27 protein-coding genes are annotated in these 25,513 nt (G+C 69.2%); 18 read left to right on the forward strand and 9 right to left on the reverse strand.

Features of this window, described 5'->3' with window-relative positions; genetic code table 11:
* The first annotated feature begins 7 nt into the window (after window positions 1-7).
* Complete coding sequence (locus tag E6C70_RS08825; protein ID WP_136424165.1) at window positions 8-1,585, forward strand: DUF222 domain-containing protein; 1,578 nt, start codon at window positions 8-10, stop codon at window positions 1,583-1,585.
* A 119-nt stretch (window positions 1,586-1,704) separates the two neighbouring features.
* On the opposite strand, the gene E6C70_RS08830 is transcribed toward E6C70_RS08825, so the two are convergent.
* A complete protein-coding gene (locus E6C70_RS08830) occupies window positions 1,705-2,280 on the reverse strand; it encodes a dihydrofolate reductase family protein (RefSeq protein WP_136424166.1) in 576 nt (191 codons plus the stop codon).
* A 55-nt stretch (window positions 2,281-2,335) separates the two neighbouring features.
* A complete protein-coding gene (locus tag E6C70_RS08835) occupies window positions 2,336-2,533 on the reverse strand; it encodes a hypothetical protein (protein WP_136424167.1) in 198 nt (65 codons plus the stop codon).
* 185 nt (window positions 2,534-2,718) lie between these two features.
* Here E6C70_RS08835 and E6C70_RS08840 point away from each other — a divergent pair, with 185 nt between their 5' ends.
* Complete coding sequence (locus E6C70_RS08840) at window positions 2,719-2,931, forward strand: hypothetical protein (protein WP_136424168.1); 213 nt, start codon at window positions 2,719-2,721, stop codon at window positions 2,929-2,931.
* 38 nt (window positions 2,932-2,969) lie between these two features.
* Here the strand turns inward: E6C70_RS08840 and E6C70_RS08845 are convergent, their stop codons facing one another.
* On the reverse strand, window positions 2,970-3,824 hold the full coding sequence (locus E6C70_RS08845; protein ID WP_136424169.1) for a universal stress protein: 855 nt from the start codon (window positions 3,822-3,824) through the stop codon (window positions 2,970-2,972).
* A 3-nt stretch (window positions 3,825-3,827) separates the two neighbouring features.
* Window positions 3,828-5,285 carry an amino acid permease gene (locus E6C70_RS08850; RefSeq protein ID WP_235833359.1) on the reverse strand — a complete coding sequence of 486 codons (1,458 nt, stop codon included), beginning with the start codon at window positions 5,283-5,285 and terminating at the stop codon, window positions 3,828-3,830.
* A gap of 175 nt (window positions 5,286-5,460) precedes the next feature.
* Here E6C70_RS08850 and E6C70_RS08855 point away from each other — a divergent pair, with 175 nt between their 5' ends.
* The 5 genes from E6C70_RS08855 (at window position 5,461) to E6C70_RS08870 (ending at window position 10,021) form a co-directional block, all read left to right on the forward strand.
* Window positions 5,461-7,515, forward strand: a complete 2,055-nt coding sequence (locus tag E6C70_RS08855; protein ID WP_136424170.1) for an ABC1 kinase family protein — start codon at window positions 5,461-5,463, stop codon at window positions 7,513-7,515.
* 64 nt (window positions 7,516-7,579) lie between these two features.
* Window positions 7,580-8,356: an alpha/beta fold hydrolase gene (locus E6C70_RS08860; protein WP_136424171.1), complete on the forward strand. Its 777-nt coding sequence runs from the start codon at window positions 7,580-7,582 to the stop codon at window positions 8,354-8,356.
* 7 nt (window positions 8,357-8,363) lie between these two features.
* Window positions 8,364-8,909, forward strand: coding sequence for a DUF1697 domain-containing protein (locus E6C70_RS08865; RefSeq protein WP_136424172.1), 546 nt, complete (start codon window positions 8,364-8,366; stop codon window positions 8,907-8,909).
* A 14-nt stretch (window positions 8,910-8,923) separates the two neighbouring features.
* Window positions 8,924-9,097: a hypothetical protein gene (locus E6C70_RS16660; protein WP_168770896.1), complete on the forward strand. Its 174-nt coding sequence runs from the start codon at window positions 8,924-8,926 to the stop codon at window positions 9,095-9,097.
* A gap of 93 nt (window positions 9,098-9,190) precedes the next feature.
* Window positions 9,191-10,021, forward strand: a complete 831-nt coding sequence (locus E6C70_RS08870; protein ID WP_136424173.1) for a patatin-like phospholipase family protein — start codon at window positions 9,191-9,193, stop codon at window positions 10,019-10,021.
* Window positions 10,022-10,118: 97 nt separating this feature from the next.
* Here the strand turns inward: E6C70_RS08870 and E6C70_RS08875 are convergent, their stop codons facing one another.
* Window positions 10,119-10,913, reverse strand: a complete 795-nt coding sequence (locus E6C70_RS08875; RefSeq protein ID WP_136424174.1) for a class I SAM-dependent methyltransferase — start codon at window positions 10,911-10,913, stop codon at window positions 10,119-10,121.
* A gap of 63 nt (window positions 10,914-10,976) precedes the next feature.
* Between E6C70_RS08875 and E6C70_RS08880 the strand changes: the two genes are divergently transcribed.
* The 6 genes from E6C70_RS08880 (at window position 10,977) to E6C70_RS08905 (ending at window position 17,316) form a co-directional block, all read left to right on the forward strand.
* Complete coding sequence (locus tag E6C70_RS08880; RefSeq protein ID WP_136424175.1) at window positions 10,977-11,369, forward strand: MmcQ/YjbR family DNA-binding protein; 393 nt, start codon at window positions 10,977-10,979, stop codon at window positions 11,367-11,369.
* A 167-nt stretch (window positions 11,370-11,536) separates the two neighbouring features.
* Window positions 11,537-12,094 carry a dihydrofolate reductase family protein gene (locus E6C70_RS08885; RefSeq protein ID WP_136424176.1) on the forward strand — a complete coding sequence of 186 codons (558 nt, stop codon included), beginning with the start codon at window positions 11,537-11,539 and terminating at the stop codon, window positions 12,092-12,094.
* Window positions 12,091-12,834 (forward strand): DUF429 domain-containing protein, encoded by a 744-nt coding sequence (locus E6C70_RS08890; RefSeq protein WP_136424177.1) that lies wholly within the window; start codon window positions 12,091-12,093, stop codon window positions 12,832-12,834. The genes E6C70_RS08885 and E6C70_RS08890 overlap by 4 nt, the downstream gene beginning before the upstream one ends.
* Window positions 12,835-12,978: 144 nt before the next feature.
* A complete protein-coding gene (locus E6C70_RS08895; RefSeq protein ID WP_136424178.1) occupies window positions 12,979-13,677 on the forward strand; it encodes a VOC family protein in 699 nt (232 codons plus the stop codon).
* A 99-nt stretch (window positions 13,678-13,776) separates the two neighbouring features.
* The gene (ggt, locus tag E6C70_RS08900) at window positions 13,777-15,666 is read left to right on the forward strand and encodes a gamma-glutamyltransferase (RefSeq protein WP_136424179.1); all 1,890 of its coding nucleotides are present in this window, start codon (window positions 13,777-13,779) and stop codon (window positions 15,664-15,666) included.
* Window positions 15,667-15,735: 69 nt separating this feature from the next.
* Entirely contained in the window at window positions 15,736-17,316 is a 1,581-nt protein-coding gene (locus tag E6C70_RS08905; RefSeq protein ID WP_136424180.1) for a Na+/H+ antiporter, read from the forward strand.
* 17 nt (window positions 17,317-17,333) lie between these two features.
* Here the strand turns inward: E6C70_RS08905 and E6C70_RS08910 are convergent, their stop codons facing one another.
* On the reverse strand, window positions 17,334-18,446 hold the full coding sequence (locus E6C70_RS08910) for an epoxide hydrolase family protein (RefSeq protein ID WP_136424181.1): 1,113 nt from the start codon (window positions 18,444-18,446) through the stop codon (window positions 17,334-17,336).
* 79 nt (window positions 18,447-18,525) lie between these two features.
* A complete protein-coding gene (locus E6C70_RS08915) occupies window positions 18,526-18,984 on the reverse strand; it encodes a MarR family winged helix-turn-helix transcriptional regulator (RefSeq protein WP_136424182.1) in 459 nt (152 codons plus the stop codon).
* Between the two features lie 91 nt (window positions 18,985-19,075).
* Between E6C70_RS08915 and E6C70_RS08920 the strand changes: the two genes are divergently transcribed.
* On the forward strand, window positions 19,076-19,738 hold the full coding sequence (locus tag E6C70_RS08920) for an NAD(P)H-dependent oxidoreductase (RefSeq protein ID WP_136424183.1): 663 nt from the start codon (window positions 19,076-19,078) through the stop codon (window positions 19,736-19,738).
* A 196-nt stretch (window positions 19,739-19,934) separates the two neighbouring features.
* Window positions 19,935-21,548 carry a hypothetical protein gene (locus E6C70_RS08925; RefSeq protein ID WP_136424184.1) on the forward strand — a complete coding sequence of 538 codons (1,614 nt, stop codon included), beginning with the start codon at window positions 19,935-19,937 and terminating at the stop codon, window positions 21,546-21,548.
* 83 nt (window positions 21,549-21,631) lie between these two features.
* On the opposite strand, the gene E6C70_RS08930 is transcribed toward E6C70_RS08925, so the two are convergent.
* Entirely contained in the window at window positions 21,632-22,516 is an 885-nt protein-coding gene (locus E6C70_RS08930; RefSeq protein ID WP_136424185.1) for an endonuclease/exonuclease/phosphatase family protein, read from the reverse strand.
* 123 nt (window positions 22,517-22,639) lie between these two features.
* Here E6C70_RS08930 and E6C70_RS08935 point away from each other — a divergent pair, with 123 nt between their 5' ends.
* From E6C70_RS08935 to E6C70_RS08945, 3 genes are all read left to right on the forward strand, one after another.
* Window positions 22,640-23,230: a GNAT family N-acetyltransferase gene (locus E6C70_RS08935; protein ID WP_168770897.1), complete on the forward strand. Its 591-nt coding sequence runs from the start codon at window positions 22,640-22,642 to the stop codon at window positions 23,228-23,230.
* A 10-nt stretch (window positions 23,231-23,240) separates the two neighbouring features.
* Window positions 23,241-23,825, forward strand: a complete 585-nt coding sequence (locus E6C70_RS08940) for a YdeI/OmpD-associated family protein (RefSeq protein WP_136424187.1) — start codon at window positions 23,241-23,243, stop codon at window positions 23,823-23,825.
* Between the two features lie 91 nt (window positions 23,826-23,916).
* Window positions 23,917-25,146 carry a low temperature requirement protein A gene (locus E6C70_RS08945; protein ID WP_136424188.1) on the forward strand — a complete coding sequence of 410 codons (1,230 nt, stop codon included), beginning with the start codon at window positions 23,917-23,919 and terminating at the stop codon, window positions 25,144-25,146.
* A gap of 93 nt (window positions 25,147-25,239) precedes the next feature.
* On the opposite strand, the gene E6C70_RS08950 is transcribed toward E6C70_RS08945, so the two are convergent.
* Complete coding sequence (locus tag E6C70_RS08950) at window positions 25,240-25,473, reverse strand: hypothetical protein (RefSeq protein WP_136424189.1); 234 nt, start codon at window positions 25,471-25,473, stop codon at window positions 25,240-25,242.
* Window positions 25,474-25,513: the final 40 nt, after the last annotated feature.

The raw sequence follows: 25,513 nt of genomic DNA on the forward strand, positions 1-25,513 counted from the left end.
TGGAGGTATGCAAAGCCCCTTGGACGCCTTCGACCGCAGCGTCGCCGCTGCACGCGAGGCGTTCCTCGGTGCCCTGCCTGCGTGGGGAGTGCGAGATTTTGGAGAGGCATTCGAGGGAATGAGCGATCCCGCGCTCTGCGGGGTGGTCGAATCGCTGTCGCAGGTCGCGCGCGTGACCGAGTCGCTGCTCTCAGGTGCGTCGGGGCAGGTCGCCCAGCGTTCCCGGCCGGAGTTGGGCCAGGACGGATTGGCGAAGAAGAACGCGTTCTCGTCACCGCAGGGCATGATCGCCGCCGCGATGGGCAGGTCGGTTCGCGACGCGTCCAAATACATCGCCGTCGGAGAGGCGACGGCCACACAGAGTACCTTCGGCGGAACTCGACGAGAGCCGAGGTATCCCGCCGTTGCAGATGCATTGAGCGCGGGGCGCCTCAGCGTGGTCGTCGCCTCCGGCATCACATCGATGCTCGATCGCGTCACAAGCCGAGCGGATGTCGACATGTTGACGTCTGCCGAGGTGTCACTTGCCACCAATGCCGTCGGCCAGAGTCTCGAGTTCGTCACGACGCTGATCAAGGAGTGGGAGGGCCGTCTGGACCCCGACGGTATCGAGCCACGCGAGGAGGAGCTGCGGCAGTCGCGCTTCCTCTCCGTGAGGGAGGAACGGGACGGCTCGATCGCGCTGAAAGGTCGGTTCGACCCCGTGAACGGCGCCGCGATCAAGCTCGCGGTCGAAGCCATCGTCAGCTCTGAGCTCCGAAAGGCGCGTGACGCATTCGGTTCCTCGAAGGCACGCGGGTTGTGCGAGCACGTCGAGCTCGATGTGGACGGCCGACCGGTTGCCCGGCCCTATGCCGGCAGTGCCCACGAAACATCGGGTGAATCCGCCGCTGACCCCACCGACTTTGCCACTGACCACGGCGGCGTGGACACCTGCAGCTGCGTCGATCCCGACTTCGAGGAGGCCCGCACCATTGGTCAGATGCGCGCCGATGCACTCGCCGACCTCGCCCGACACATCATCGGTTGCGACAGTTCGCCGGTAGCCGCCTCGACAACCCTTGTGATCCGCACAGACCTCGACACGCTCACGAGCTCACTGGGCGCCGCGACCATCGACGGAGTCGATCAGCCGATCTCCGCCCAGACCGTTCGAGCGCTCGCCGCGTCGGCGGGCATCATCCCCGCGGTCATGGGAGGCGCAAGCGAAGTGCTCGACCTCGGCCGCGAGCAGCGTCTGTTCACGCGGGCGCAGAAGATCGCGCTCGCCGAACGAGACGGAGGCTGCACCGCCCCAAGCTGCACGCGGCCGCCGCACCTCACCGAAGCGCATCATGCGAACTGGTGGGATCGCGACCTCGGTCCATCCGACCTCGAGAACGGGGTCCTCCTCTGCTGGTTTCACCACCATCTGCTCCACCGGGCGGAGTGGACCATGAAGATCGTCGATGGACGGGTGTGGTTCATCCCCCCACCCCACATCGACCCCGCCCAGCGACCACGGCCCGGCAACAATCGCCGTCGAACGCTCCGCATCCCGACGCCGGAATCTGCAGCACTGGACGGAAACGCGGCAGCAGCGTGACCCGGCGGGCAGCACCTCGCTCGTCTGTTTGGAGAAAGACGTCGACGCCGGAGCGGGCTACGGGAACGGACACCGTCAGCTTCGCGACACGCCGCGGGGCGACGATCCGTCCTGGCGGCTCAGTGCAGCGTGGGGCGGTAGATGAACTCCTGCGTGCGGCCGTCCAGCGTCTGGGTCTCCACCAGGTCGAGGTCGAAGTCGGCGGCGCCCTCGAACACCGGGTTGATTCCGGTCTGGCCGGTGATGACGGGGAAGAGCGTCAACTGCATGTAGTCGACCAGACCAGCTGCCATCAGAGTGCGGTTCAACGACAGGCTCCCGTGCGAGCGCAACGGCACATCCGACTCCGACTTGAGTCTCGTCACGATGTCGACCGCGTCGCCGCTGACGACGGTCGCGTCGGGCCCGTCCAGCGGCTCGTGCAGGGTGGACGACACGACGGTGGTCGGCTGGTGCCACATCCGTGTCACCCACGGATCCCGCACCTCGGAATCCTCGGTGCTTCCCGCCAGCATCTCCACAAAGTCCCGATAGGTCTGTGCACCCAAGACCATCCGCTGCTCCGTGTCGTACAGCGCGAGGCGCCTCTCGAGCAACTCAGGACCCTGCTTGCCCCAGTAGCCGGTCCAGTCACCGCCGGTCGCGGCGAACCCATCGAGGCTCGAAAAGACGTCGAACGTGTAGGTGGCGGTCATGGCATCCTCCTCGATGCGTCAGCTCAGAGTGGGCCGAGCGTGCCAGCCGGCCGGGTCAGATCGCCAAGCCGGATGCCTCGGTCGCGATCGGATTCGGCTCGGACGGGTCGATCGGGTTCGGCTCGGTCGGGTCGACGGGGTTCGGTTCCGTCGGCTCGGCCGGGTTCGGCTCGGATCCGGGGTCGAAGGTGCCGTCGGGAATAGCGGCGTCGTGGTCGGGTTGGATGCTGCTGGTGAGCTCTGCGTCGGACATGTCTCTCCTCGTCGGTGAGTTGCGATGCTCTCACTCTGCGCCTCCACCGGGCCGCCGCGACAGGGGGTTGCGGGCGCGCTACGAGCGCGGTCGGTCATGGGACGATCGCCGCTCGGGGAGAATGGAGGTCGTGTGACGCCACCGGATGATTCGGGATGCGTCCATCATCCGAGGGGAGGAGGGATATGGCCGACAGGTTCTGGCGCTTCTACGACAAGGCCAACGCCATCGTGCGCACCTTCACGGGACCCGCCCAAGTGGGCATCGGTCGCCCCGAAGCTCCCGAGGTGCGACCCTCCGATCCCGACTGCCCGATCTGCCACCGGCCGATGTCGCAGCACCGGATCGAGCGATTCGCCGACCCGCGCACACCTACCCGGATGCACTGTCCCGTCTGAGCTGGCTTCGCCTGAGCCAGCACGTCCCGCGCGAGACGCTACCCGCGTGGCACCACCATGACGGGCACGCGTGCGGAGTTCAGCACCTTCGACGACACCCCGCCGAGGAGCACCCGACGGGCCGGCCCATAGCCGCGCGATCCGACGACGAGGAGGTCGACATCCGTCGCCTGGAGGTCGGACAGCGCGTCGACCACCGGTCCCTCGACGAGACGGGCGGAGCCATTGACGGATGCCGCAGCCGACACGACGGCGCGCTCGAACTGCGCCCGCTGTTCGGCGGCGAAGCCCGCCTGCTCGCCGAGGGACGGACGCACGAGCGTGTCGGGCAGGACGCTCACCAGCTCGAGCGCGGCATCGGTCTCGTCGGCCAGTGCTCGCGCCGCACCGAGGGCGGCGATACCGTCGGGGGTGTCGACGTAGGCGACGGCGATGCGGGTCGGCGGGGAGGCTGCGGAGGCGGCATACTCCCACGGCACGATGAGCACGGATCCCGGGGCGCCCTGGAGGAGCCGCTCGGCCGTGCTGCCCGGCGCGGTGCGTCGCGTGCCACGGGACTTGCGCGACCCGATCACGACGATCGCCCCCTCTCCCGATGACTCCAGCAGGTCGTGCAGTCCATGGGAAGCGGAGTCGGCGGCCACCGCGCGGAACTGCGCCGGCGGACCGTCATCGCCGAGCAGGCTCCGCGCATCCGTCAGCAGAGATTCCGCCTCCTCGCGGTTATAGGCGACCCACTCCGTGTCGACCCGGCCGATGCCGATCGGAACGTGGCCCGGATAGACCGTGACGACGACAAGGGGACGGCCGCTCGCGCGGCTCAGCGGCCCCGCGAAGGCGAGCACGTCGGGGCCCGCAGCACCCTTGAAGGCCGCGATGAGCGGGGCGGCCACGGGTTAGGCCTTCTCGTCCGGCGTCGTGGCGGCCTTCTCGTCCAGCGACGGATCGACCTTCGCGCCGGTACGCACCCGTGAGTGACGGATGGAGTAGCTGAAGTAGATGATGAGGCCGATGATGAGCCACACCACGAAGCGCACCCAGGTCTCCCACGGCAGCTGCACGATGAGGTAGCCGCAGAGCAGGATGCCGATGATCGGCAGCACCGGCGAAAGCGGCACGCGGAACGGACGCTTCATGTCCGGCTTGGTGCGGCGCAGCACGATGACGCCGATGTTGACCAGCACGAAGGCGAACAGGGTGCCGATGTTGACCAGCTTGACGATCTCGTCGAGGGGAACGAGTGCGGCGAGGATGGCGATGAGTACGCCGAACCCGAGCGTCAGCCGCGCGGGCGTTCCGTAGCGCGGGTGCACCTTCGCGAGCTTGCGCGGCAGCAGGCCGTCGCGGCACATCGCGAAGAAGATGCGCGTCTGGCCGTACATGATCACGAGCACGACACTCGTGATGGCGATGAGCGCGCCGGCCGCGAGCAATCCGCCGGCCCACGGGATGCCCGCACCCTCATTCAGTGCGGCCGCGAGCGGGGCGTCGCTGCCGGAGAGGGTCTTGACGGGCGCGACTCCGACCGCGGCGATCGCGACCAGGACGTAGAGGATGGTGGAGATGACGAGCGACCCGATCACGGCGATCGGCAGGTCGCGACCCGGGTTCTTCGACTCCTCGGATGCGGTGGTGACGGCGTCGAAGCCGATGTACGCGAAGAAGATCACGCCCGCTGCCGAGGCGATGCCGCCGAAGCCCACCGGCGCGAACGGATCGAAGTGCCCGGCATTGAAGGCCGTGAACGCGACGATGATGAAGAAGATCAGGATGAGGATCTTGATCACGACCATGACCGCGTTGGCCCGTGCGCTCTCCCGGGTGCCGAGGGTGAGCAGGATGCTGATGGCCAGCACGATCACCACCGCCGGGATGTTGATGACGCCGCCCTCGGACGGCGAGGTGGAGATCGCCTTCGGCAGCTCGTACCCGAAGGTCGCCTTGAGGAACTCGTTGACGTTGCCGCCCCAGCCGACGGCGACCGCCGCGACGGAAACCCCGTACTCAAGGATGAGGTCCCACCCGATGATGAACGCGACGAACTCGCCGAGCGTCGCGTAGGAGAACGTGTACGCACTGCCCGACACAGGGACGCTCGACGCGAGCTCCGCGTAGGAGAGCGCCGAGAACGCGCAGGTCAGCGCCGCGAGGATGAACGCCAGGAAGAGGCTCGGACCGGCGAGCTTCGCGCCCTCGCCGATGACGACGAAGATGCCGGTGCCGATGATGGCTCCGACGCCGAGTGCGGTGAGCGCGACCGGCCCGATGCTGCGCCGAAGCTTCTCATCGCCGTTCTCGGTCTCGTCGATGAGGTCGTCCACCGAGCGGGTGACGAACAGATCCTTCATGCGCATGTGCATTCCTCTCGATGAGGACCGTCGCACCAACGGAGTGCGGTGATCGGTGCGCTCACTCTGGCACTGATCTCGCGTGCCCGAAAGAGCGTGAATCGAACCGCGCTATCGTGAGCCCACGAGCCGCGCGTCGCTAGAGGTGCCGCGCCAAGCATCCGGAAGGGGTGAGGCGACCGTGCTCATCGACATCGCGACCATCGTGCTCGGCGCCGTGTCGGCCGTGCTGGTCGGGTTCGTGAGTCGACGCATCCTCGGCACGCCCGTCGGCTGGCCGCGCAGCATCGTCGTGGGCGTCATCGTGTTCCTGATCGGCTGGCCCTTCGCCGGGTGGGTGGTCGACCAGACCGGTCTCGAGTCCGCGATGGCGAGGGGCGGGCGGGTCGGCGCCGAGGCCACCCTCGTCACGGTGGCCGTCGTTATCGTGTCGATCGGATGGATCTTCGCCGGCGGCGTCGCCACCCTGGTCGCGCTCGAGGCGATCTTCCCCACTCATCCGCTACGCAATCCCGTCGACGTCGTGAGAGCCGCCGTCAAGCAGCGCCGACGCACCCGTCGCTACCTCCAGATCGTGTCGATCGCCTCGAGCCACGGGGCTGGATGGCTGTTCCACGGTGGGAGCCGCGCCGACTCCGAGCTCAGCACCTCGCAGCAGCGCGCCGACGCGATCGTGGAGACCATCAACGCGTCCGGCGTGACGTTCGTCAAGCTCGGCCAGGTGCTCTCGACGCGGCGCGACCTCATTCCCGAGCCCTACCTCAGCGCCCTCGCGAGCCTGCAGTCGGCCGCATCGACACTGCCGTGGGAACGGCTTCTTCCCGTGGTCGAGGGGGACATCGGCGGGCCGCTCGCATCCGTCTTCCGCAGTGTCGACGAACAACCGCTCGCCGCGGCATCCGTCGCGCAGGTGCATCGGGCCGTGCTGAACGACGGAACGGCCGTGGTGCTCAAGGTGCAGCGACCGGATGCGAGCGCCCAGGTGCAGGCCGACGTGGACATCGTGCTCCGACTCGCGGACCGGGCCGAGGTCGCCAGCCCGCTCGCCCACGACCTCCGCGTCGCCGCTCTCGCTCGCGGCTTCACGACCACCCTGCTGGAGGAGCTCGACTACCGGGTCGAGCGCCTCAACACCGAGATGATCCGCGCCGCCGTCGCCAACGTCGACCACTTGGACGGCGGTGCCCGCAGCGGGCAGCCGGGCGGCGGACCCAGCGCCGCCGAGGGTTCGCCGATCGCGGTGCCGCGCATCCACGCCGCCGCCTCGGGTCGTCGCGTGCTGACGATGGACCTCGTCGAGGGCAAGCCGCTGAGCGGTGCTGCCGCCGAGCTCGGGCAACTCACACACGAGCAGCGCACGGCGCTCGCGACCGTCCTCATGCGGGCGGTGCTCGAGCAGATCCTCGTGCACGGCGTCTTCCACGCCGATCTGCACCCGGGCAACGTGATCCTCCAGCCCGGTGGCACGCTCGCACTCATCGACTTCGGGGCGGTGGGCATCATCGAGCGCAGCCGCCGGGGGCACCTGACGGCCCTGCTGCTCGCGGCCATGAGCGAGGACGACACCGGAGCGACGGATGCGCTGCTGCAGATCGTCGACGTTCCCGAGGGCTTCGAGGTGGACGAGTTCCGTCACGAGGTGGGCGTAGTGCTCACGACGCAGAAGTTCCGGCCGCCCGGCGATGGGTCGATCTTCACGCGCATGCTCGACGTCATCCGTCGCCACCGCATCGCGCTGCCGGCCGACCTCGCCTCGGCATTCCGGAGCTTCGCCACCCTCGAGGGATGCCTGCGCGTCATCGAGCCCGACTTCGACCTGGTGGAGAACGCGCTGCCGATGGTGCCGTCGCTGATGCGCAAGACGGTGCACCTGCGACAGCTGGCCACCGCCACCCAGGCTCGCGCCATGGTGACCGCCGGCATCCTGCGCGAACTGCCTCGCCGGCTCGACACCCTGCTGACCGGCGTCGAGCGCGGGACGTTCGGCGTGCGCCTGCGCACCCTCGACGATGCTGAGACGCAGGGCTTCATCCAGAAGATCACCTCCGAAGTCGTCGGCACTCTCGTCTCCATCGCGGCCGTCGTCATTGCGGTCGTGCTGATCGTCTCCGACGTCGGGCCTGTGCTCGCGGGCGGACTACGCCTTCTCGACCTCATCGGCGTCGTGGTCGGGCTGTTCGGTTTCCTCGGGCTGCTCCGTGTGGTGCGGCAGATCTTCGTGCGCCGCTCGCCCTGACGGGTGGGCCGGGTCCGCGACCTGCCCTTGCGGTGACATCGCGGCGGGTGGTCGGATGGACCCCATGCAGCACACCACATCGGCGGACGGCACCCCCATCGCGTACGAGACCGTGGGGGAGGGTGCGCCCGTCGTCATCGTCGGCGGCGCGTTCTCGACCGCGGCCGGTGGTGCGCCCCTTGCGGCGGCGCTGGCAGATGCGGGGTATCAGGGCGTGACGATGGACCGGCGAGGGCGTGGCGAGAGTGGCGACACCGGGCCGTATGCACCGGCCCGGGAGGCGGAGGACCTCGCGGCGGTCATCGAGGCGGTCGGAGGCAGCGCATCCGTTCTCGGCCATTCCTCGGGAGCGGTGCTCGCCCTGTTCGCCGCCGCGGAAGGGGTGCCGGTGACGCAGCTGTTCCTGTCGGAGCCGCCGTTCCACTTCGGTGAGGGCGAGCCGGATGCCGACCTGCCCGATCGCCTGCAGGCGCTCGTCGACGGCGGCAAGCCCGAGGAGGCGGTGACGCTGTTCCAGCGGGAGGGCGTCGAGCTGCCCGACGCGATGATCGAGTGGATACGGCGGAGCCCGATGTTCGACTCGCTCGTACCGCTCGCGCAGTCGACGGTCTACGACGCGGTGCTGACCGCTACGGTGTCGACGCCGACGGATGCGATGACGAGCGTCGCCCTGCCGGTCACGATCCTGCGGGGCGAGCCCACCTATCCGATGCTCGTGCGGTCGACCGACGTGCTCGCCGAGGCGATGACGGATGCCGAACTCGTGGTCGTGCCGGAGTCGCACGACCACAGCGCCGACCCCGCCGGAACGACGCGTGAGATCCGGCGCCGGTTGGGGTGAGGGCGACATGACCCGGTTCATCATCCTCGCCCGCGGACTGAACGTCGGCGGCAAGAACCCGGTGCCGATGGCGAGGTGGCGGGCCAGCCTCGAGTCGATGGGTTACACCGACGTGGTGACCTACATCGCCAGCGGCAATGTGCTGCTGGAGTCGACCGAGTCGGCCGCGCGGGTGAAGGAGCGCGTCGATGAGGGGCTCGCCGCCGAATTCGGCATCGACGACGAGAACGTCAAGGTGCTCGTGCTGCGCCGCACCCAGTTGAAGGGCGTGATCGAGAACAAGCCGGCCGGTTTCGGGGAGGAGCCGACGCTGTACCACAGCGACGCGATCTTCCTCATGGGCATCGCGGTGGCCGATGCCCTGCCCGCGTTCAACCCGCGCGAGGGCGTGGACCGCGTCTGGCCGGGAAAGGGCGTCATCTACTCGCGGCGGCTCAGCGCCGAGCGCACGAAGAGCAGGCTCAGCACGATCGTGGCATCGCCGCTGTACAGGTCGATGACCATCCGCAGTTGGAGCACGACGCAGAAATTGTGGGAGCTGGCGAGGGCGTGACGGAGGGTGACGCGATGAGTAAAGACGAGAAGACGGATGCCGAACTCCGCCGCGAGCAGTTGACTCGGGCGCCGAAGTCCGATGAGGGCGGCGCCGCTCCGCGCATCGAAGTGACCGAGCACGGTGACGACGTCACGCGCATCGACGTCGCGGACACCGCGGCGGTTCGCCCGGGGGAGCCCGGCTGACGCCTCTGCTGGTCGAGTACCGCAGACGCGCCAGCGGCTTCGCGTATCGAGGCCGCTTCTCGATGCGCGGCCTGGGTAGGGCACGATGGGTGAATGACGACAGCATTGGTGCTCGGTGGCGGAGGGGTCACGGGCATCGCCTGGGAGACCGGATTGTTGTTCGGACTGGAGCAGGCGGGAGTCCGGGTGCGGGATGCCGACCGGCTGGTGGGCACCTCGGCGGGCTCGACGGTGGTCGCGCAGTTGGCATCCGGAACCGACCTCAGTGAGCTCTACCGACGCCAAGCGGGTGGCCTCGTCGCCGAGAAGGCTGCCGCGTTCAGCGGTGCTGATCTCCGGCGGCTCGTCAGCACTCTGCTGTTCACCCGGGATCGCGCGAAGGCGCTGCGCCGGTTGGGCGCCGAGAGCCAGGCGCGGGTGCGGTCAGGAGAGGCGGCCGAGCGTCGTGCCATCATCGCGGAGCGTGTTCCGGTCGATGTCTGGCCCGATCGCGACCTGCGCATTCCGGCCGTGCACGTCGAGACCGGCCTGCTGCGCGTGTTCACCCGCGAGGATGGCGTCGCGCTCATCGACGCGGTGGGCGCGAGCTGCGCGGTGCCGCTGGTGTGGCCGCCGGTCGAGATCGACGGTCAGCACTACATCGACGGCGGCCTGCCGTATCCGGCGAATGTGCAACTGGCGAGCGGATGCGACACCGTGCTCGTCATCGCGCCCATCACGCGAGGGCTCGGGCTCGGCACCTCGGTGAAGGCTCAGGTGCGCGCTCTGGGCGGTGACGTTCGGAGCGTCGTCCTGACACCCGACCGCGAGGCGAAGCGTTCGATGGGACGCAACTCGCTGGATCCGGCCGCGCGCGAGGCATCCGCCATCGCCGGGCTGGCCCAGGCCGAGCGCGTCGTCGAGAGGGTGCGCGGGCTGTTCTGATCGGGCCGTCGCGCTCTCATCGGCGGGCGCGGACCTCGTCGATCGCCGCGGTTCTGATCGCGCCCCGCTGTCCCGCGCCAGTCGGCGCCGAGTCCGATCACGCGGCGCGGACCACGCCCCGCGCCGACCACGCTCGGGCCCGTAACGTGAACGGCCCGTCCGGCGAGGGCGCCAGCTCGCGGCGCAACTCCTCCCGCAGGCGTTCGCGCGCCGCGTTGGTGAGCGTGGCGACGTAGGCGGGAGCAGGCCCCTGACCGCCGAGGAACGGCATCCAGTAGTCGTCGAAGTCCTCGAACTCGGCGATGAGGTCGATCGCCTCGACGCCGACGTCCGCCAGGTGCGCGGCGAACAGTTCACGCAAGGCGTCCGGGGTGCAGAGGTCGAATCCGGTCGCCTCGCGCACCGTCGTGGCGGCGGGGTCGAGCGGCACTGCGACATCCCAGAATCGCCGGATGATCTCCATCCCGTCTCCGTAGTCCCAGACGTACCCGGCGATGAGAGCGCCCGCCGTCGCGACGCGCACCATCTCGCGGACGGCGGCGTGCGGGTCCGGCACGAAGTTCAGCACGAGCCCCGACACCACGACATCGGCGGAGTCGTCGGGTAGGGGCAGTGCGGATGCGTCCCCGGCCACCACCTGCGCCGGATCGCCGAGCCTCGTCGCAGCGGCCGCCCGGAACCCGCTGGACGGCTCGACGCCGATCAGCGCGGCGGGCGCGCATCCGGCAAGGATCGCTTCGGAGAGCGCGCCCGTGCCGCATCCGACGTCCACCCAGCGCGCGTGCTCGGGCGCGGCGATGCGCTCGAGGAACAGGGGAGCGATGCGCCGACTCCACCGGCCGATGTAGCGCTCGTACGGATCACCCTGCTGCCAGGTGTCGGCCGACGTCATGGCCTTGTTCTACCGCGGGGAAGCCCCTCCCGCAAGGCGCGGACGACGGCGTAGCGTGAGCATATGACCGACTGGGACACGGTGCGCCGACTGGCGATGGACCTGCCCGACACCACGGAGGCCGTGAGCTGGGGCACCCCGCACTGGCGCGTGCACGGCAAGGGTTTCGTGTGGGATCGGCCGCTCCGCAAGAACGAGCTGGCCGCTCTTGAGCTGGACGAGCAGCCCGAACCGGTGCTGGGTGCCCGAGTGGAGGACGAGGCGACCAAGCTCGCCCTCATCGCGGAGGACCCCTCGGTGTTCTTCACGACGCCGCACTTCGACGACTTCTCGGCGATCCTCGTGTGGCTCGACCGCATTCCGCAGCGTCGTCTCGAGGAGCTGGTAACGGAGGCCTGGTTCGCCGTTGCGCCCGCGAACCTCGCCCAGGCGTGGCTTCAGGAGCACCCCGACTGAGCCCGCAAGCCGGGTGATCCGCCGTTTTACAGGACGAGAGCGCACCCGAGGCGCATATGGAGGGTGGCTCGGCTGTGGTCCTGTAAACGGAATGGCACTCGGCTGGAATCGGCTGACGGTGCGCGCCGCCATGATGGGTGTGAAGCACGGAATGGAGAATCAACGTCATGCGCAGCATCATCGTCACCGAATTCATCAGCCTCGACGGCGTCATCGACTCGCCCGGCGGCGGCACGCACGCGCGCGCCGGCTGGACGTTCACGGAGGTGCCATTCGTCGCGGAGGCCTACGAGATCAAGGGACGCGAGCAGACCGAGGCGGGCGCGATGCTCATGGGACGGGTCAGCTACGTCGACTTCGCGCCGGTGTGGCCGACCATGGCGGAGTTCGCCGAGTACAACGCGATGCCCAAATACGTCGTCTCCACGACGCTCGTCGAGGAACCGGAGTGGAACAACACCTCGATCATCCGGTCGCTCGACGATGTCGCCGCGCTCAGGCAGGGCGACGGCGGGCCCATCATCGTGCACGGCAGCGCCACGCTGGCTCAGGGGCTCGCGGCGGCGGACCTCGTCGATCGCTACCACCTGCTCGTGTTCCCGCTGCTGCTCGGCTCCGGCAAACGACTGTTCGCGGATGCCGAGAGCTCCGGCAGGCTCGCGCTCGTCGAGCACGAGGCGTACTCCAACGGCGTCATCAAGGCCGTCTACGACGTCGTCCGGTGATCACGACCGGGGTCGACCTCGCGGCGGAAGCCCGCGGAACGGCCGTGGTCAGCATCGACTGGAGCGGCTCGGCAGCCGTGATCGTCGACGCCGCCGTCGGCGTGGATGACGAGCGGATCGTGGCGGCATCCGTGCGAGCGGACGCTGTCGGAATCGACTGCGCGTTCGGCTGGCCCGACGACTTCGTGGAGTTCGTCACCGGTCACGCAGCCGGCAGGCCGGTGGACCTCACCCGCGACTCCGGCCTGGACTGGCGGCGGAGGCTGTCCTACCGCGAGACCGACCGCTTCGTGCGCGATCAGACCGGGCGCTGGCCGTTGAGCGCCGCCACCGATCGCCTCGGGCTCACCGCGATGCACTGCGCGGCCCTGCTCGACGCGATCGGCGCAGCCGTCGGACCGGTCGATCGCGCCGGCAGTGGACCGGTCGCCGAGGTGTACCCGGCGGCAGCCCTGCGAATGTGGGGTCTCTCGCGCCCGCGCTACAAGGTCGACGCGGCCGTCCGTGACGGCATGCTCGACAGCATCCGTCACGCGGCACCGTGGCTCGACATCAGGTCGCACCGGGCGCTCCTGGTGGCGTCGGACGACGTGTTCGACGCGATGATCGCCGCGCTCATCTCGCGGGCGCACGCGATGGGCGAATGGATGCGCGTGCCGCCCGAACAGCAGGACCGGGCGCGGCGGGAGGGCTGGATCGTGCTGCCGGCAGTCGGCATCGAACAGTTGCTCGGGGGCTGACTACTGCGGGGTCGCGCAGCATCACGACCGGTGCCGCGCCGCACGCCGCATCACGACCGGTGCCGCGTCGCGCGCCGCACCCTGCCCGCCGCTGCGGCCTGCTCGGCTCTTGCCGCTGTCGGCGGGTGCGGCCACGATGGGCGCATGGATGTCGAAGCGATCACGCCGCAGCAGTTCCACGACGCCGACGGGGTGGATGACTGGCGGGTGATCGCGTGGGGGGCGCACGCGTTCTTCCGGTCCGGCTCGTACGCCCAGGGCGCGCGGTTCGTCGCGGCAATCGCCGAGGTGGTCGCACCGACCCAGCACGATCCCGACGTGGACCTCCGCCGGGAGGGCGTCGCGGTCAAGCTCATCAGCCGCGAGGTGCGCAACCTCAGCACGCGGGACATCGAGCTGGCCCGGGCGATCTCGGCGGCCGCCCGCGAACACGGGCTCGAGCCCGACCCGTCCGCCGTGCAGGTCGTGCAGGTGGCGTTGGCATCCGTTCCCTCCGCGGACGTGACGCCGTTCTGGCAGGCGGCGCTCGGCTACGTGCGGCCGAACGACTCGCATCTCGTCGACCCGCTGCGACGCAACGGCTCGTTCTTCCTGCAGGACGAGATGGACGAGTCCAAGCCGCGCCGGGGACGCATGCACGTCGACGTCTCAGTGCCGCACGACCAGGTGCACGCCCGCATCGAGGCGGCACTCGCCGCTGGCGGACGGCTCGCCGACGACTCGCAGGCGCCGTACTGGTGGACCCTCGCGGATGCCGAGAACCACGGTGTCGACATCACGACGTGGTGGGGGCGCGAGTCGATCAGGCTGGAGGAGGAGCGGGAGACCGAGGCAGCGGACTGACGGCGTCCCGTAATCGGTCGCGCGGGGCCATTGCCGCCGCGGCCCGGCCGGGTCTAGCGTGATGGCATCGCCGTTGTGACCTGTTCGGGGGTAGTTCTCATGGTCCACGTTTCGCTCCGCTCTCTGGTTTCGAGCCGCGTGTCGGCTCGACGGGCATCGATCGCCGTGGCGGGCGTGCTCGTCGTCGGGCTCGTCGCGGCAGCGGCACCGGCGTCTGCGTCTCCGGGAGGGGGAGCACCGAACGCCGCACCTGTGAAGGCTGTCGCGACCGCCACCACGTCGACCTCGGTCGGCTACGGCGGCGCGGTCTCCTCTGTGGATGCCTCCGCGAGCCGGGTGGGACTGGAGGTGCTGCGCCTCGGCGGGAACGCTGCGGATGCCGCCGTCGCCACCGCATCCGCCCTCGGCGTGACCGAGCCGTACAGCGCGGGCATCGGGGGCGGCGGCTACTTCGTCTACTTCGACGCGAAGACCGGGAAGGTCTCCACCATCGACGGCCGCGAGAAGGCACCGGCCGGCATCAGCCACGATGCGTTCATCGACCCGGCGACCGGGCAGCCCTACCCGTTCACGCCGCAGCTGGTCTCGTCAGGCGTCTCGGTCGGCGTTCCCGGGTCGCTGGCCACGTGGGACGCGGCGCTCCACCGCTTCGGCACCCGCCCGCTCGGACTGATGCTGCTGCCGTCGATTCTCCTCGCGGCACGCGGATTCCCGGTCGACGACACCTTCCGCAACCAGACGCTCGACAACAAGGCGCGGTTCGCCGCGTTCCCCGACACGGCCAAGCTCTTCCTGCCGGGCGGCGACGCGCCGAAGGTCGGCTCCACGTTCCGCAACCCCGACCTCGCCACCACGCTCGCCATCATCGCGCTGAAGGGACCCCAGGCGTTCTACTCGGGCCCGCTTGCGGCCCAGATCGCGGACGTCGTGCAGCACCCGCGAAAGGATCCCGCGTCGACCCTGCCCGCTCCCGCCGGAACGCTCACCACCGCAGACCTCGCCGCCTACTCGGTCGTCAACCAGGCGCCGACGCACGTGGACTACCGAGGCCTCGACGTCTACGGCATGGCGCCCTCCTCGTCAGGCGGCACGACCATCGGCGAGGCTCTCAACATCCTCGAGAATCACCACCTCTCCGCCGCCACACCCGCCGACACCGCCGCGAGCCTGCACCTCTACCTCGAGGCGTCCGCTCGCGCATTCGCCGATCGCGGCGCCTACGTCGGCGACCCGGCGTTCGTGAACGTGCCTACCGACACTTTGCTGAGTCAGGACTTCGCGGATGCGCGCGACTGCACCATCGATCCGCTGCACGCGTCGACGCGTCCGGTCGCCGCGGGCGCCCTCGACGGGAGCGGATGCGCATCCGTCACCTCCGAGGAGCCCGCCGACACCGAGAACGTGTCGACGACGCACCTCTCGGTCGTCGACAAGTGGGGCAACGCGGCGTCGTACACGCTCACCATCGAGCAGACCGGCGGGTCGGCCATGACGGTGCCCGGGCGCGGGTTCTTACTCAACAACGAGCTCACCGACTTCAGCGCCGTCTACAGCCCGACGGACCCGAACCGCATCGAGCCGAACAAGCGCCCGCGCTCGTCGATGTCGCCGACGATCGTGCTCGACGACGGGAAGGTCACGTACGTGGTCGGGTCGCCCGGTGGGTCCACCATCATCACCACGGTGCTCCAGGTGCTGGTGAACCGCATCGACCTCGGCATGACGCTGCCGGAGGCGATCGCGGCTCCCCGCGCTTCGCAACGCAACACCGCGACGACCTCCGCCGAGCCCGATTTCATCACCGCGTACGGCGGCGCCCTCGCCCCGTACGGGCAGGTGCTCACGCCGTCGGGCGACCAGTTCACGTCGGCGGCGCAGATCGGAGCCGCCACGGGAATCGAGGTCGGGCCGGGCGGGCTGCTGACGGCCGCGGCTGAGCCGGTGCGCCGCGGCGGTGGAACAGCGCTGGTGGTCAGATCCGCGCGGTGAGGGGTCGCGAGCCGGCCGAACATCGCGCCACCCTCCCGATGACCGTGTCGATGCTGTCAAGCTGAGGACATGCTCGCACTCGAGGTGATCGTCGCCGTCGGCCTGGCGATCCTCATCGGCGCCGTGATCGCGAACCGGCTGCACGTCACGACGCCCATCGTCCTCATTCCCCTCGGCGTGCTGCTGGGGTTCATCCCGGCGTTCCGCGACGTCGAACTGCCGCCCGAGACGGTGCTGCTCCTCTTCCTCCCGGCGCTCCTGTTCCGCGAGAGCATCACCACCTCGACGCGCGAGATCCGCCGCTTCATCCGCGTCATCCTGCTCAACGGCACCCTGCTGGTGTTCATCACGGCGATCGGCATCGCCGCGGTGGGCACCTGGTTCGGGCTGCCGTGGATCGTCGCCCTCGTGCTCGGCGCGGTCCTCGCGCCGACGGATGCCACGGCCGTCAGCGAGCTGGCCGGATCGCTCCCGCGCCGGCAGCGCACCGTGCTGCGTGCCGAGAGCCTCATCAACGACGGCACGGCGCTCGCCATCTACGCGATCGCCGTGTCGATCGCCGTGGGCAGCCAGCAGGTCACCCCGCTCACCATCACGTGGACGCTCGTGGTCTCCTTCGTCGGCGGCGTCGCGATCGGGGTCGCACTGGGACTGGTGGGCTCACTGACCTTCCGCATCCGTCAGCCGCTGCCGAGCAATGTCGGCCTCATCGTCACCCCGTTCGCCGCCTTCCTCGTCGCCGAGGTCGTCGGGGCATCCGGTGTGCTCGCCGTCGTCGTCTGCGGCCTCGTGGTCAGTCGCATCGCACCGCGCCGCTTCCAGCCCGAGGCGCGCGATCAGGCGCAGTCGTTCTGGACGGTGACGACCTACATCCTGAACGCGGCCCTGTTCGTGCTCATCGGCTTGGAGTTGCAGGTGGTCGTGCGCGAGCTGCCGCCGTCGCAGCTCGGTGTCGGCCTGGTGTTCGGGGTGGTCGTGTGGATCGCGCTCATCGTCATCCGCGCGTTGTTCGTCGTGCTCACGACGGTCATCATCCGCAGCGTCGATCGTCGGCCCTACCAGCGCACGCTGCGCTCCACCCCGCGCGGCCTCGTGATCGCTGCGCTCGCCGGGTTCCGCGGAGCCGTCTCGCTGGCCGCCGTGTTGGCCGTGCCCGTGACGCTCGCGTCGGGCAAGAGCTTCGCCGATCGCGACCTGATCGTGTTCGTGACGACCGTCGTGATCGTGCTGACGCTCGCCGTGCAGGGTCCGCTGCTGCCGGTGATCATCCGCTGGGCCCGCCTGCCCGCCGACGACGGCGTCGACGAGGAGCGCACGTTCGCCGAGCTGGAGGCGTCGCGCGCCGCCGTCGAGGCCATCCCCCAGATAGCGTCCGAGATGGGCATCGACGACGATGTGCGCGACAAGGTGATCGCCGAGGCCCAGAAGCACATCAGCGTGCTCGAGGCGGTCGCGTCGGATGAGCCCGACGAGGAGACCACCCGTCATAAGGAGCAGTACACCCGGCTGCGGCTCGCCGCGTTGGAACGCAAGCGCGAGACCATCGTGAACCTCCGCGACCAGCAGCGCATCGACGACATCGTCCTTCGCCGCATCCAGTCGCAGCTCGACCTGGAGGAGCTGCGGCTCACCGGTCGCGCGTTGGAGTGACGCGCGCCTTCTCGCGGTCAGCCGAGAGACGCCGCGAAGGCGCGCACCCTCCGAGCCATGTCGTCGGGAACCTCGGCGATCGTGAAGTGACCGCCCTCGGGCAGCCGTTCGAAGATGCGCAGCTCGCGGTAGTGGCGACGCGCGAGGGACTCCGGATAGGTGGACTCGTGTCGCTGGATGAACACCGCCGCGGAAACCGCCGTGGGCGGGATGGGATCGGGCGTGTCAGCACCCTCGTGATACGGGCGGAACGACGTGCCGATGCTCTGGGTGACCCAGTAGATCATCGCCTCTGTGAGGATGCGGTCGCGGGAGATGTGGCGCTCGACCGCTCGAGGATCGCCCGGCGGGGTGTCGCTCCACTCGACGAGCTTCTCGGCCAGCCAGGCCAGCAGGCCGGCCGGGGAGTCGTTCAGTGCCACGGCGAGGGTGTCGGGGCGAGTCGATTGAACGTGTCCGTAGGCGCCGTTGACCTCATGGTGTTCGGCGATCCCGGCGAAGAACTCGCGCTCGAGCGGATCGGTCAGCGCTTGTCGCTCGTCTCGGTTCGGGAAGTGCGCATGGGTCACGACGATGCCCGCGACACTCTCGGGATGGCTGGCGGCGATGAGGTCGCTGATGTTCGCGGTGACGTCCTCTCCGTAGGTGATGTACCGCTCGTATCCCAGCACGTCGGTCATCAGCGTGTGCATGGTGTCGGCCAGCCGGTTCTCCGACATCGGACCGTCGGAGTACGGCGACGAGAACGCGAAGCCCGGCAGGCTCGGGACCACGACGTCGAAGTCGTGCAACCGATCGGCGAAGTCGAGTTGCAGCGCGAACGTGTGCGGCCAGCCGTGCATCACGAGGAGGGCCGGCGCATCCGCTCGGGACGACCGCTGGTGAACGAAGTGGACGGATGCGTCGCCGATGCGGGCGATGAACTGCGGATGCTGATTCAGCCACGCTTCGCGGCCGCGCCAGTCCCAGTCGATCCAGCTCTGGACGAGTTCGTGGAGGTAGGCAGCGCTCATGCCGGAGGCGGGTTTCCGCGGTGAGTCGGGCAGCAGCCGCGTGCGCCGCAGGCGATCGCGCAGCTCGTCGAGCACGTCGTCGGGAACGTGGAGGTCGAAGCGCTGGACATCGCTCATGCCGCGACGCTACCGGGCGCCACCGACATGTGCACCGACACGACTCCGCGTCCGCGTGACGCGCTCGACGTCCTCCCGCTCAGGAAGGGACCGGCGGTCCGCCGAGCGTCGTGTTCAGGGAGCCGAGCGCGCGAAGAGTCGCCGCCAGGTCGGCCGGCGCGACGTCGGGCAGTAGCGAGCTGCGCGCGTCAGCAAGGGCGGCATCACCCTTCAGCACAAGTGCAGCACCGGCGTCGGTGAGGGCGACGCAGTTCTCGCGGCGCGAGTGGGCGGACGGCTCGACGGTCATCAGCCCGGCCGCGACGGCGAGGTCGATCTGGCGGCTGACCGTGCCCTTGGTGAGACCGAGCCGGTCGGCGACGGCCTGCTGGTTGAGGTCACCGGGGTACGCGTCGACGACGCTGAGCACGAGGAACTGCGCAAGCGAGATGCCGACCTCACCACGGACGAGCGCCTGACCCGCGCGGTCGATGCGCGAGGCCACCTGGCGCACGAGGAACCAGAGCTGCGCTCTCTCGTCCCAAGGGTTCTCGGCCATGACGGCAGCCTACCAGAGCGTTCCAACAACAACGGTTTGATTTTAAACGGTTGCATATGCAACAGTAGGGGTGAGAAGAAAGGCGAACCCCATGCGCATCATGCTCGTCCTCGATCACCCGTACACCCTCGACTCGGCCGCGAACGTGCCCCACGAGCGCAGTTTCACGGCTGCCGTGGCCGCAGCGGCGATTACCGGCGCGGAACGCGCGGGCCACGACGTCGACCTCGTCGATCTGACCGCCGACTGCTTCAACCCGGTGATGACCCGTGACGACCTCGTCGCGTGGAGGCTCCGGGCATCCGTCGACCCGCTCGTGCTGGACTACCAGCGCCGACTGTTCGAAGCCGACCACCTCGTCTTCGCGTTCCCGATCTGGTGGGAGGCGATGCCAGCGGCGACCAAGGGGTTCCTCGACCGGGTGCTGGTCAAGGGCGTCGTGTACGAGGAGCTTCCGGGCGCGAAGGGCAACCCGTTCCGCAATCGGATGACGCGACTGCAGGGCGTGACCGCGCTCAGCGTGATGACGACGCCGACGGCCGCCTACCGCTGGTGGTTCGGCGACCCGATGCGCAAGATCCTGTTCAAGGGGACCTTCGGCAAGATCGGGGTGAAGAACCTGCGTTGGCGCAACTACGCCAATGTGGCAGACCGCACGGACGCCGATCGCGCGCGCCTTCTCGACGAGACGGCCGACTATTTCGCCGCCCTGCCTGCCCGTGAGGAGGTCGGTTCGCGCGAGAACGCTGGATGAGACCGCCGATGGCTGCATATCGCGCACATGACCGATCTCATCCTGCGTTTTCACGGGCACGAGACAGGCCGGTGCGTTCAGGGCCTGCCCCCGTGCGTCCGGGGGCCGGGGAGGCGCAGGATGGCGCCATCCCGACCGGCGTTCGTGCCACGGGCATCCCGCGCCGCTCATCACACCCGAACAGAAGGAGGCGGCCATGCGCCCGCCCGAGATCGATGCCGTACTCTCCCTGACCCAGCTGGTCGTCAATGAGACCGAGGACAGCGGGGGTGACGAGCCGTACCTGTGGGTGCTCGGCTTCAAGGTCGACGCCGACACCATCGGCGCGCCGTCCACGAATCCTCCGTTGCCGACGCTCAATGTCGCGACCAAGGGCGGCGGCATCCCGTGGGTCGTCGGCAACAACAGCGTCGACAACGGGCAGGTCTGGCCCATCCCGTCCGCACTCGGCACGCGCGCCTTCCGGCTGAAGCCCAAGCTGCTCGACTTCGGCGGCTGGTTCGGCGGCTTCGCGGGCATCGTCTGCCTGCTCTGGGACCAGGACTCGTTCTCGCCCACCACCTCCGAGGCCGGCCACAAGGCCTTCGAGAAGGTGTTCGGCAGCTCTCTCGCCGACCAGTTGAACATCATGCTCGCGGGCGACCCCGACTACGACGCCGCGCTCAACCGTGATGTCAACGGCAACCCACTGCCGGTGCCCGTGGACGGGTTCGGGCTGCAGTGGCGCATCGGTCGTCTCGGAGACAGCGCAGCGCTGAAGAACCTCACAAAGGTACTGAAAGATCGCGTGAAGGACGCCATCACCGGCCCGATCAAGGACGCCATCAAGGACGAGATGGACTGGGACGAGTACTTCGACCCCGACGACCTGCTCGGAGTCGACGCCGCGGTGTTCTCGAATGACCAGCTGCGCGCGGGTGCGAACGCCATCTCGCTGACCTACACGGATGACGAGTCGAACTACGAGATCCGCGGCACGGCGCACGGGACGCGCGTTCACCGGCCGCAGCTGATCTCGAGCGTGCTCTCATCGACCGGCACCTTCGCGGGGTCGGCCCAGGTGGTCACGCACGTGTGCCGGTTCCCCGAGACGACCTACACCGCTACGGCCACGCGGCTGGTGACCACGCAACGCTTCTCGGTGGTCGACCTCTCGGGCGGCTCGCCGACGCCGGTGCGCTGGGTGCTCGACGGCGTGCTGCTCGATGGAGCGGGAACCGTGCCTGTGACGCTCGCACCGGTGAGTTCGGTGTCAAAGGGCCCGACCGCCGACCTGGCGGCGACCTTCCCGGGCGGCGCCGGGGTAATCGGCTTCTCGGCATCCGGGGCCTCGATCGACATCACCAACCTCTCGGGTGATGGCGTCCTGGCCGGCACGCTCACCGCCGTCGTCGCCTACCCGGGCGACCCGACACTGAGCCCGAGTTTCCCGGTGACCCCGGCGGACGTCATCGGTCGTGGCTACGCGATCGATACCGACGTCAGCATCGTGACGCTGCAGATCGCCATGGACCAGCACTTCATCGACGACCTCACCAAGTGCCTCCGCTCGATCGCCCAGGCCGACCTCGAGTACATCCCGCGCACCTTCAATCCGCGCGGCGACCCGGACGCCCCGCACCCCAACTGGAAGGAACTGCAGCAGATCGCCTACGAGCAGCAGGTGCTGTTCTCGCTGGCCCAGGGCAAGACGGCGAAGACGGATGTCGGCCAGGTCGCGCTCAAGGAGGCAGCGCAGCGCCTCCTGGCGGTGAACGCCGTGTCGCCCGCCGAGTTCCGCACGATCTCGCAGCGCATCGCGGTGCACTGAGACATCGGCGCGAAGGAAGACGCGAACGGATGCCGCGAGCCCGCCTGGCACTCGCGGCATCCGGCTGCCCGGCCGCGGGTCGGCTAGGTCGCCTGGCCCTCCGTCGGAGCTGCCGGCGCATCGGTCGCCGGTCGGATCTCGCGCAGCACGGCTTGCACGGGTTCGTGATCGGATGCCGCGGCGCCGTCGAAGCGGACGGCGTTGATGCCCGTGCGCAGCACCTCGACACCCGGCCCGACCAGGATCAGGTCGATGCGCTTTCCGCCCGCGCGACGGCGCTTGTAATCGGAGAAGGTTCCCCATTGCGGGGTGAGCCGCTCGTCGGCGACCTCCCACGAGTCCCGCAGGACGCTGACGCCGGTCAGCGCCGCGTAGACGGGCGAGTCGACATCCGCGTTCACGTCGCCCATCGCGACGATGAGCGCATCCGGATCGGACGCGTGCGCGGCCTTCGCCAGCTCGATGATCATGGCGGCCGACAGGAGCCGCGACTTGCGGGAGAGCTGGTCGAAGTGGGTCACGAACGCGAACACGCGGGAGCCTGTGGCGATGTCGGTGAACTCGGCGGAGACGACGGTGCGCGGCACGTGATTGCCCCAACCGCGAGAACCGGGCTTGTCGGGTGTCGCGGAGAGCGCGCGCTGCTTCCACGCGACCAGCCGCAACCGGCGCGTGTCGAAGTAGATCAGGCAGGCCTCGCCGCGCCCGTTCGAGTTTCGGCCATGGCCGACCCGGTCGTAGTGGGCGCCGAGGCTGCTCGTCAGGAAGTCGGCCTGGTCGGACATGGCCTCCTGCACGCCGAGGATGGTCGGCTGCTCAGCCTGGAGGATGAGCTTCATCAGCCACTTGCGGCTCGCCCACCGGTCGGGGTTGCCCCGCATGAGGTGCGGCATCCGCCGACGGATGTTGTAGGTCATCGCGTGCAGGTCGGGCGGCGTGACCGGGCCGACGAGCGTGGGATCCGTCATGGGCTCAGCGTACGTCGCGGAATTCGGGCCGCCGTGCACGGCACCGTCGATCCTCAGAAAACGAGTAATCTCGATCGCGATGACGGATGCCCCGGTGTCGGTCGTACCTGCGAGGATCGGACCGTGCTCGACACGACCACCGCACGGCTCGAACTGCGCAGTCTCACTCTCGACGACGTCGACGAGTTGTACGCCGTGTACTCCGACCCCGAGACCTGGCGGCACCTGCCCGAGGGACGGTTCACCTCGCGCGAGCGGGCACGCCGCCTCATCGAGCGATCCCTGAGGAGCGTCCGCGCGACCGGCCTCGGCGAGTGGGCGGTGCGTGTCGGCGCTGGAGGGGCCGCTGCCGGCTTGGCGGCGGGCACGTTCATCGGCGCGGGCGGCGTCAAGCTGTCGGCGGGCGGAGTGTGGAACCTGGGGTATCGGCTGACGCCGGTGAGTTGGGGCCGCGGGTTCGCGACCGAGGTGGCGCGGGCGGCGCTCGAGGGTGCCGCGTGGGCGGCGCCGGACGTGCCGGTGACGGCGCGCGTGCTGGCCAACAATCCGGCATCCGTCCGCGTGATCGAGCGCGTCGGACTCGAGTTGGTGTGGGAGGGGCACCCGCCCGCATCCGGTGCGCTGCAGAACGGGGAGGAACCGCCGCTCCGACGGGTCTATACGGATCGCCCCCTGAGTCCGGATGCCTATCGATGGCTGGTGCGACACGCGTGACGGAGGACGGATGACCGAGTACGAGACGCTCTACGTCGCTGACGAGGCGGCGTGGCGGGCATGGCTGGAGACACACGGGGAATCGGTCGCCGGTGTGCGGCTGGCGATAGCCAAGAAGGGCGGTGCCGGCGCGAGCGCGACCTACGCCGAGGCCGTGAACCAAGCGTTGTGCTTCGGCTGGATCGACGGACCCAAGGCCAGCCTCGACGCCGACCACTACCTGCAGACGTTCACTCCGCGTCGGGCGCGCAGCATCTGGTCTGCGCGCAACCGCGAGCTCGTCGACGAGCTGATCGCGTCGGGACGGATGACGGCGCCGGGGCTGCGGGAGGTCGAGCGCGCCCAAGCGGACGGGCGGTGGGATGCCGCCTATCAGCGCGGCTCGGACCGCACGGTCCCGGACGATCTCGCCGCAGCCCTGGCCGCGAACCCGGAGGCCGCCGCCTTCTTCGAGACGCTCACGGCGCAGAACCGGTACGCGATCGTGTTCCGCACCACGACGGCGAAGCGGGCCGAGACGCGCGCGCGACGCATCGGCCAGTTCGTCGACATGCTCGCGAAGGGGGAGACGATCTATCCGCAGAAGCGGGGGTGAGCCACCACGCCGGCGGCATCCGCCCGTCTGCTCGCTCACAGCGCATCCCGTTCTCTGGACGCGTTGCGGCGAGCGCACCTAGGCTGCCCCCATGACGGGGTTTCGAGCGCTGGTCACCGGCCAACTGCTGACCGCTGAGACGTCCCGCGAGGGCGACAGGGTCACCACGCTCGAGCTGTTCTTCGACCTCGTCTACGTGTTCGCGTTCACCCAGGTCACGCAGTTAATGGCGCACGGCCACAGCGCCGAGAGCGTGCTGCAGGGCCTCGCCGTCCTCGCGCTCATCTGGTGGTCGTGGACCTCGTTCGCCTGGCTCACCAACCAGGCGCACGCCGATCGCGGGGTCGTGCGCGTGGGCATCATGATCGCGATCGGCGTCATGTTCATCGTGTGCCTCGTGATTCCCGAGAGCTTCGACGACCTCGAGGGCGGCCTGTTCGCGCCGATGGTGCTCGTGGTCGGGATCACCCTCGTGAGCATCGTCCACGCCGTCACCTATCTGATCGCCGCGGGGACGGATGCCGCACTCCGCCGCCAGATCCTCCGCAGCGTGGGCATCACCATCGTCCCCGTCTTCGTGCTAGCCACCATCGGGGCATTCATCGGCGGACCGTGGCAGGCGTGGATCTGGCTGGGCACGGCCCTACTCGAGGGCGTGATCATCTTCGTCACCTCGCACGGCGGCGACTGGCGCATCTACTCGATGGCGCACTTCGCCGAACGGCACGGGCTCATCGTGATCCTCGCGCTCGGAGAGTCGGTCGTGGCGACCGGCGTCGGAGTGGCCGCATTGCCCATCAGCGTGCCGATCATCGTCGGGTCGCTGTTCTCGATCACCCTCGCGGTGGCGATGTGGTGGAACTACTTCCACCACCTGTCCGGCGGTGTCGAGCACGCGCTCCAGCGCCGCGAGGGTCGGCGTCGGGTGGATGCGGCAACCGATGTCTACACCTACCTGCATCCATTCGTCGTCGCCGGCATCATCATCGTCGCCCTGGGCGTGGAGCAGGGAATGCATCACATCGAGTCGTCGGAGCCGATCGGCCTGTTCGCGGCTTGGGCGCTCGGCGGCGGACTCGCCCTCTACCTCGCGACGACGGGGTTCATCTGGGTGCGCGTTTCTGGACAGTGGTCGCTGTTGAGGTTCGGCGCTGCGACGGCGTCGCTCGCGCTCGTGCCGGTGCTGGCCGCACTGCCGGCACTCGCGGCGCTCCCGATCCTGGTGATCGTCTCGGTACTGCTCGCGGTGTTCGAGGAGCTGCTCGGGCCGCGCGCGAAGGTGCGTTCGCGAGGACGGATGCGGGTCGCGTCCGTCGACTGACGCCTGCGCCGGAGGGTGCATCCGGACGCTCCACACGCGACCTGCGGGTGGAGCGTCCGAATGCGATCAGGGCCGTTCATCACGAGCGGCGGATTAGAACGGACGCACCAGCAGAACCTGCTGCTGGGTGTCGTTCACCGTGCTCGAGCGAAGGCTCGCCATGGCGTCCAGAGCCTGCACGCTCGAACTCGAGAGCGAAGTGCTCCCGGATCGGCGTGCGCTCCAACGCACGAGGGCGAGCCCGGTGCGGCGGGTGAGTCGGTCGAGGGTGGTCGTGGGGAGCTGCGCCCCGCGAGTATCTCGAGCGGTGATGAGTTGCGTATTCATGATCATTCCTTGATGGGTGGTGATGCGGGCGCGCCCGATT

It is taken from the genome of Orlajensenia flava, from assembly GCF_004801905.1.
Classification (GTDB): Bacteria; Actinomycetota; Actinomycetes; order Actinomycetales; family Microbacteriaceae; genus Orlajensenia; species Orlajensenia flava.

Excerpts from the sequence above, each read along its gene's own strand:
- E6C70_RS08825 (WP_136424165.1), top strand. The coding sequence starts at position 8 with ATGCAAAGCCCCTTGGACGCCTTCGACCGCAGCGTCGCCGCTGCACGC.
- E6C70_RS08830 (WP_136424166.1), bottom strand. The coding sequence starts at position 2,280 with ATGACCGCCACCTACACGTTCGACGTCTTTTCGAGCCTCGATGGGTTC.
- E6C70_RS08835 (WP_136424167.1), bottom strand. The coding sequence starts at position 2,533 with ATGTCCGACGCAGAGCTCACCAGCAGCATCCAACCCGACCACGACGCC.
- E6C70_RS08840 (WP_136424168.1), top strand. The coding sequence starts at position 2,719 with ATGGCCGACAGGTTCTGGCGCTTCTACGACAAGGCCAACGCCATCGTG.
- E6C70_RS08850 (WP_235833359.1), bottom strand. The coding sequence starts at position 5,285 with ATGCGCATGAAGGATCTGTTCGTCACCCGCTCGGTGGACGACCTCATC.
- E6C70_RS08860 (WP_136424171.1), top strand. The coding sequence starts at position 7,580 with ATGCAGCACACCACATCGGCGGACGGCACCCCCATCGCGTACGAGACC.
- E6C70_RS08865 (WP_136424172.1), top strand. The coding sequence starts at position 8,364 with ATGACCCGGTTCATCATCCTCGCCCGCGGACTGAACGTCGGCGGCAAG.
- E6C70_RS16660 (WP_168770896.1), top strand. The coding sequence starts at position 8,924 with ATGAGTAAAGACGAGAAGACGGATGCCGAACTCCGCCGCGAGCAGTTG.
- E6C70_RS08870 (WP_136424173.1), top strand. The coding sequence starts at position 9,191 with ATGACGACAGCATTGGTGCTCGGTGGCGGAGGGGTCACGGGCATCGCC.
- E6C70_RS08875 (WP_136424174.1), bottom strand. The coding sequence starts at position 10,913 with ATGACGTCGGCCGACACCTGGCAGCAGGGTGATCCGTACGAGCGCTAC.
- E6C70_RS08880 (WP_136424175.1), top strand. The coding sequence starts at position 10,977 with ATGACCGACTGGGACACGGTGCGCCGACTGGCGATGGACCTGCCCGAC.
- E6C70_RS08885 (WP_136424176.1), top strand. The coding sequence starts at position 11,537 with ATGCGCAGCATCATCGTCACCGAATTCATCAGCCTCGACGGCGTCATC.
- E6C70_RS08895 (WP_136424178.1), top strand. The coding sequence starts at position 12,979 with ATGGATGTCGAAGCGATCACGCCGCAGCAGTTCCACGACGCCGACGGG.
- ggt (WP_136424179.1), top strand. The coding sequence starts at position 13,777 with ATGGTCCACGTTTCGCTCCGCTCTCTGGTTTCGAGCCGCGTGTCGGCT.
- E6C70_RS08905 (WP_136424180.1), top strand. The coding sequence starts at position 15,736 with ATGCTCGCACTCGAGGTGATCGTCGCCGTCGGCCTGGCGATCCTCATC.
- E6C70_RS08910 (WP_136424181.1), bottom strand. The coding sequence starts at position 18,446 with ATGAGCGATGTCCAGCGCTTCGACCTCCACGTTCCCGACGACGTGCTC.
- E6C70_RS08915 (WP_136424182.1), bottom strand. The coding sequence starts at position 18,984 with ATGGCCGAGAACCCTTGGGACGAGAGAGCGCAGCTCTGGTTCCTCGTG.
- E6C70_RS08920 (WP_136424183.1), top strand. The coding sequence starts at position 19,076 with ATGCGCATCATGCTCGTCCTCGATCACCCGTACACCCTCGACTCGGCC.
- E6C70_RS08925 (WP_136424184.1), top strand. The coding sequence starts at position 19,935 with ATGCGCCCGCCCGAGATCGATGCCGTACTCTCCCTGACCCAGCTGGTC.
- E6C70_RS08930 (WP_136424185.1), bottom strand. The coding sequence starts at position 22,516 with ATGACGGATCCCACGCTCGTCGGCCCGGTCACGCCGCCCGACCTGCAC.
- E6C70_RS08940 (WP_136424187.1), top strand. The coding sequence starts at position 23,241 with ATGACCGAGTACGAGACGCTCTACGTCGCTGACGAGGCGGCGTGGCGG.
- E6C70_RS08945 (WP_136424188.1), top strand. The coding sequence starts at position 23,917 with ATGACGGGGTTTCGAGCGCTGGTCACCGGCCAACTGCTGACCGCTGAG.
- E6C70_RS08950 (WP_136424189.1), bottom strand. The coding sequence starts at position 25,473 with ATGAATACGCAACTCATCACCGCTCGAGATACTCGCGGGGCGCAGCTC.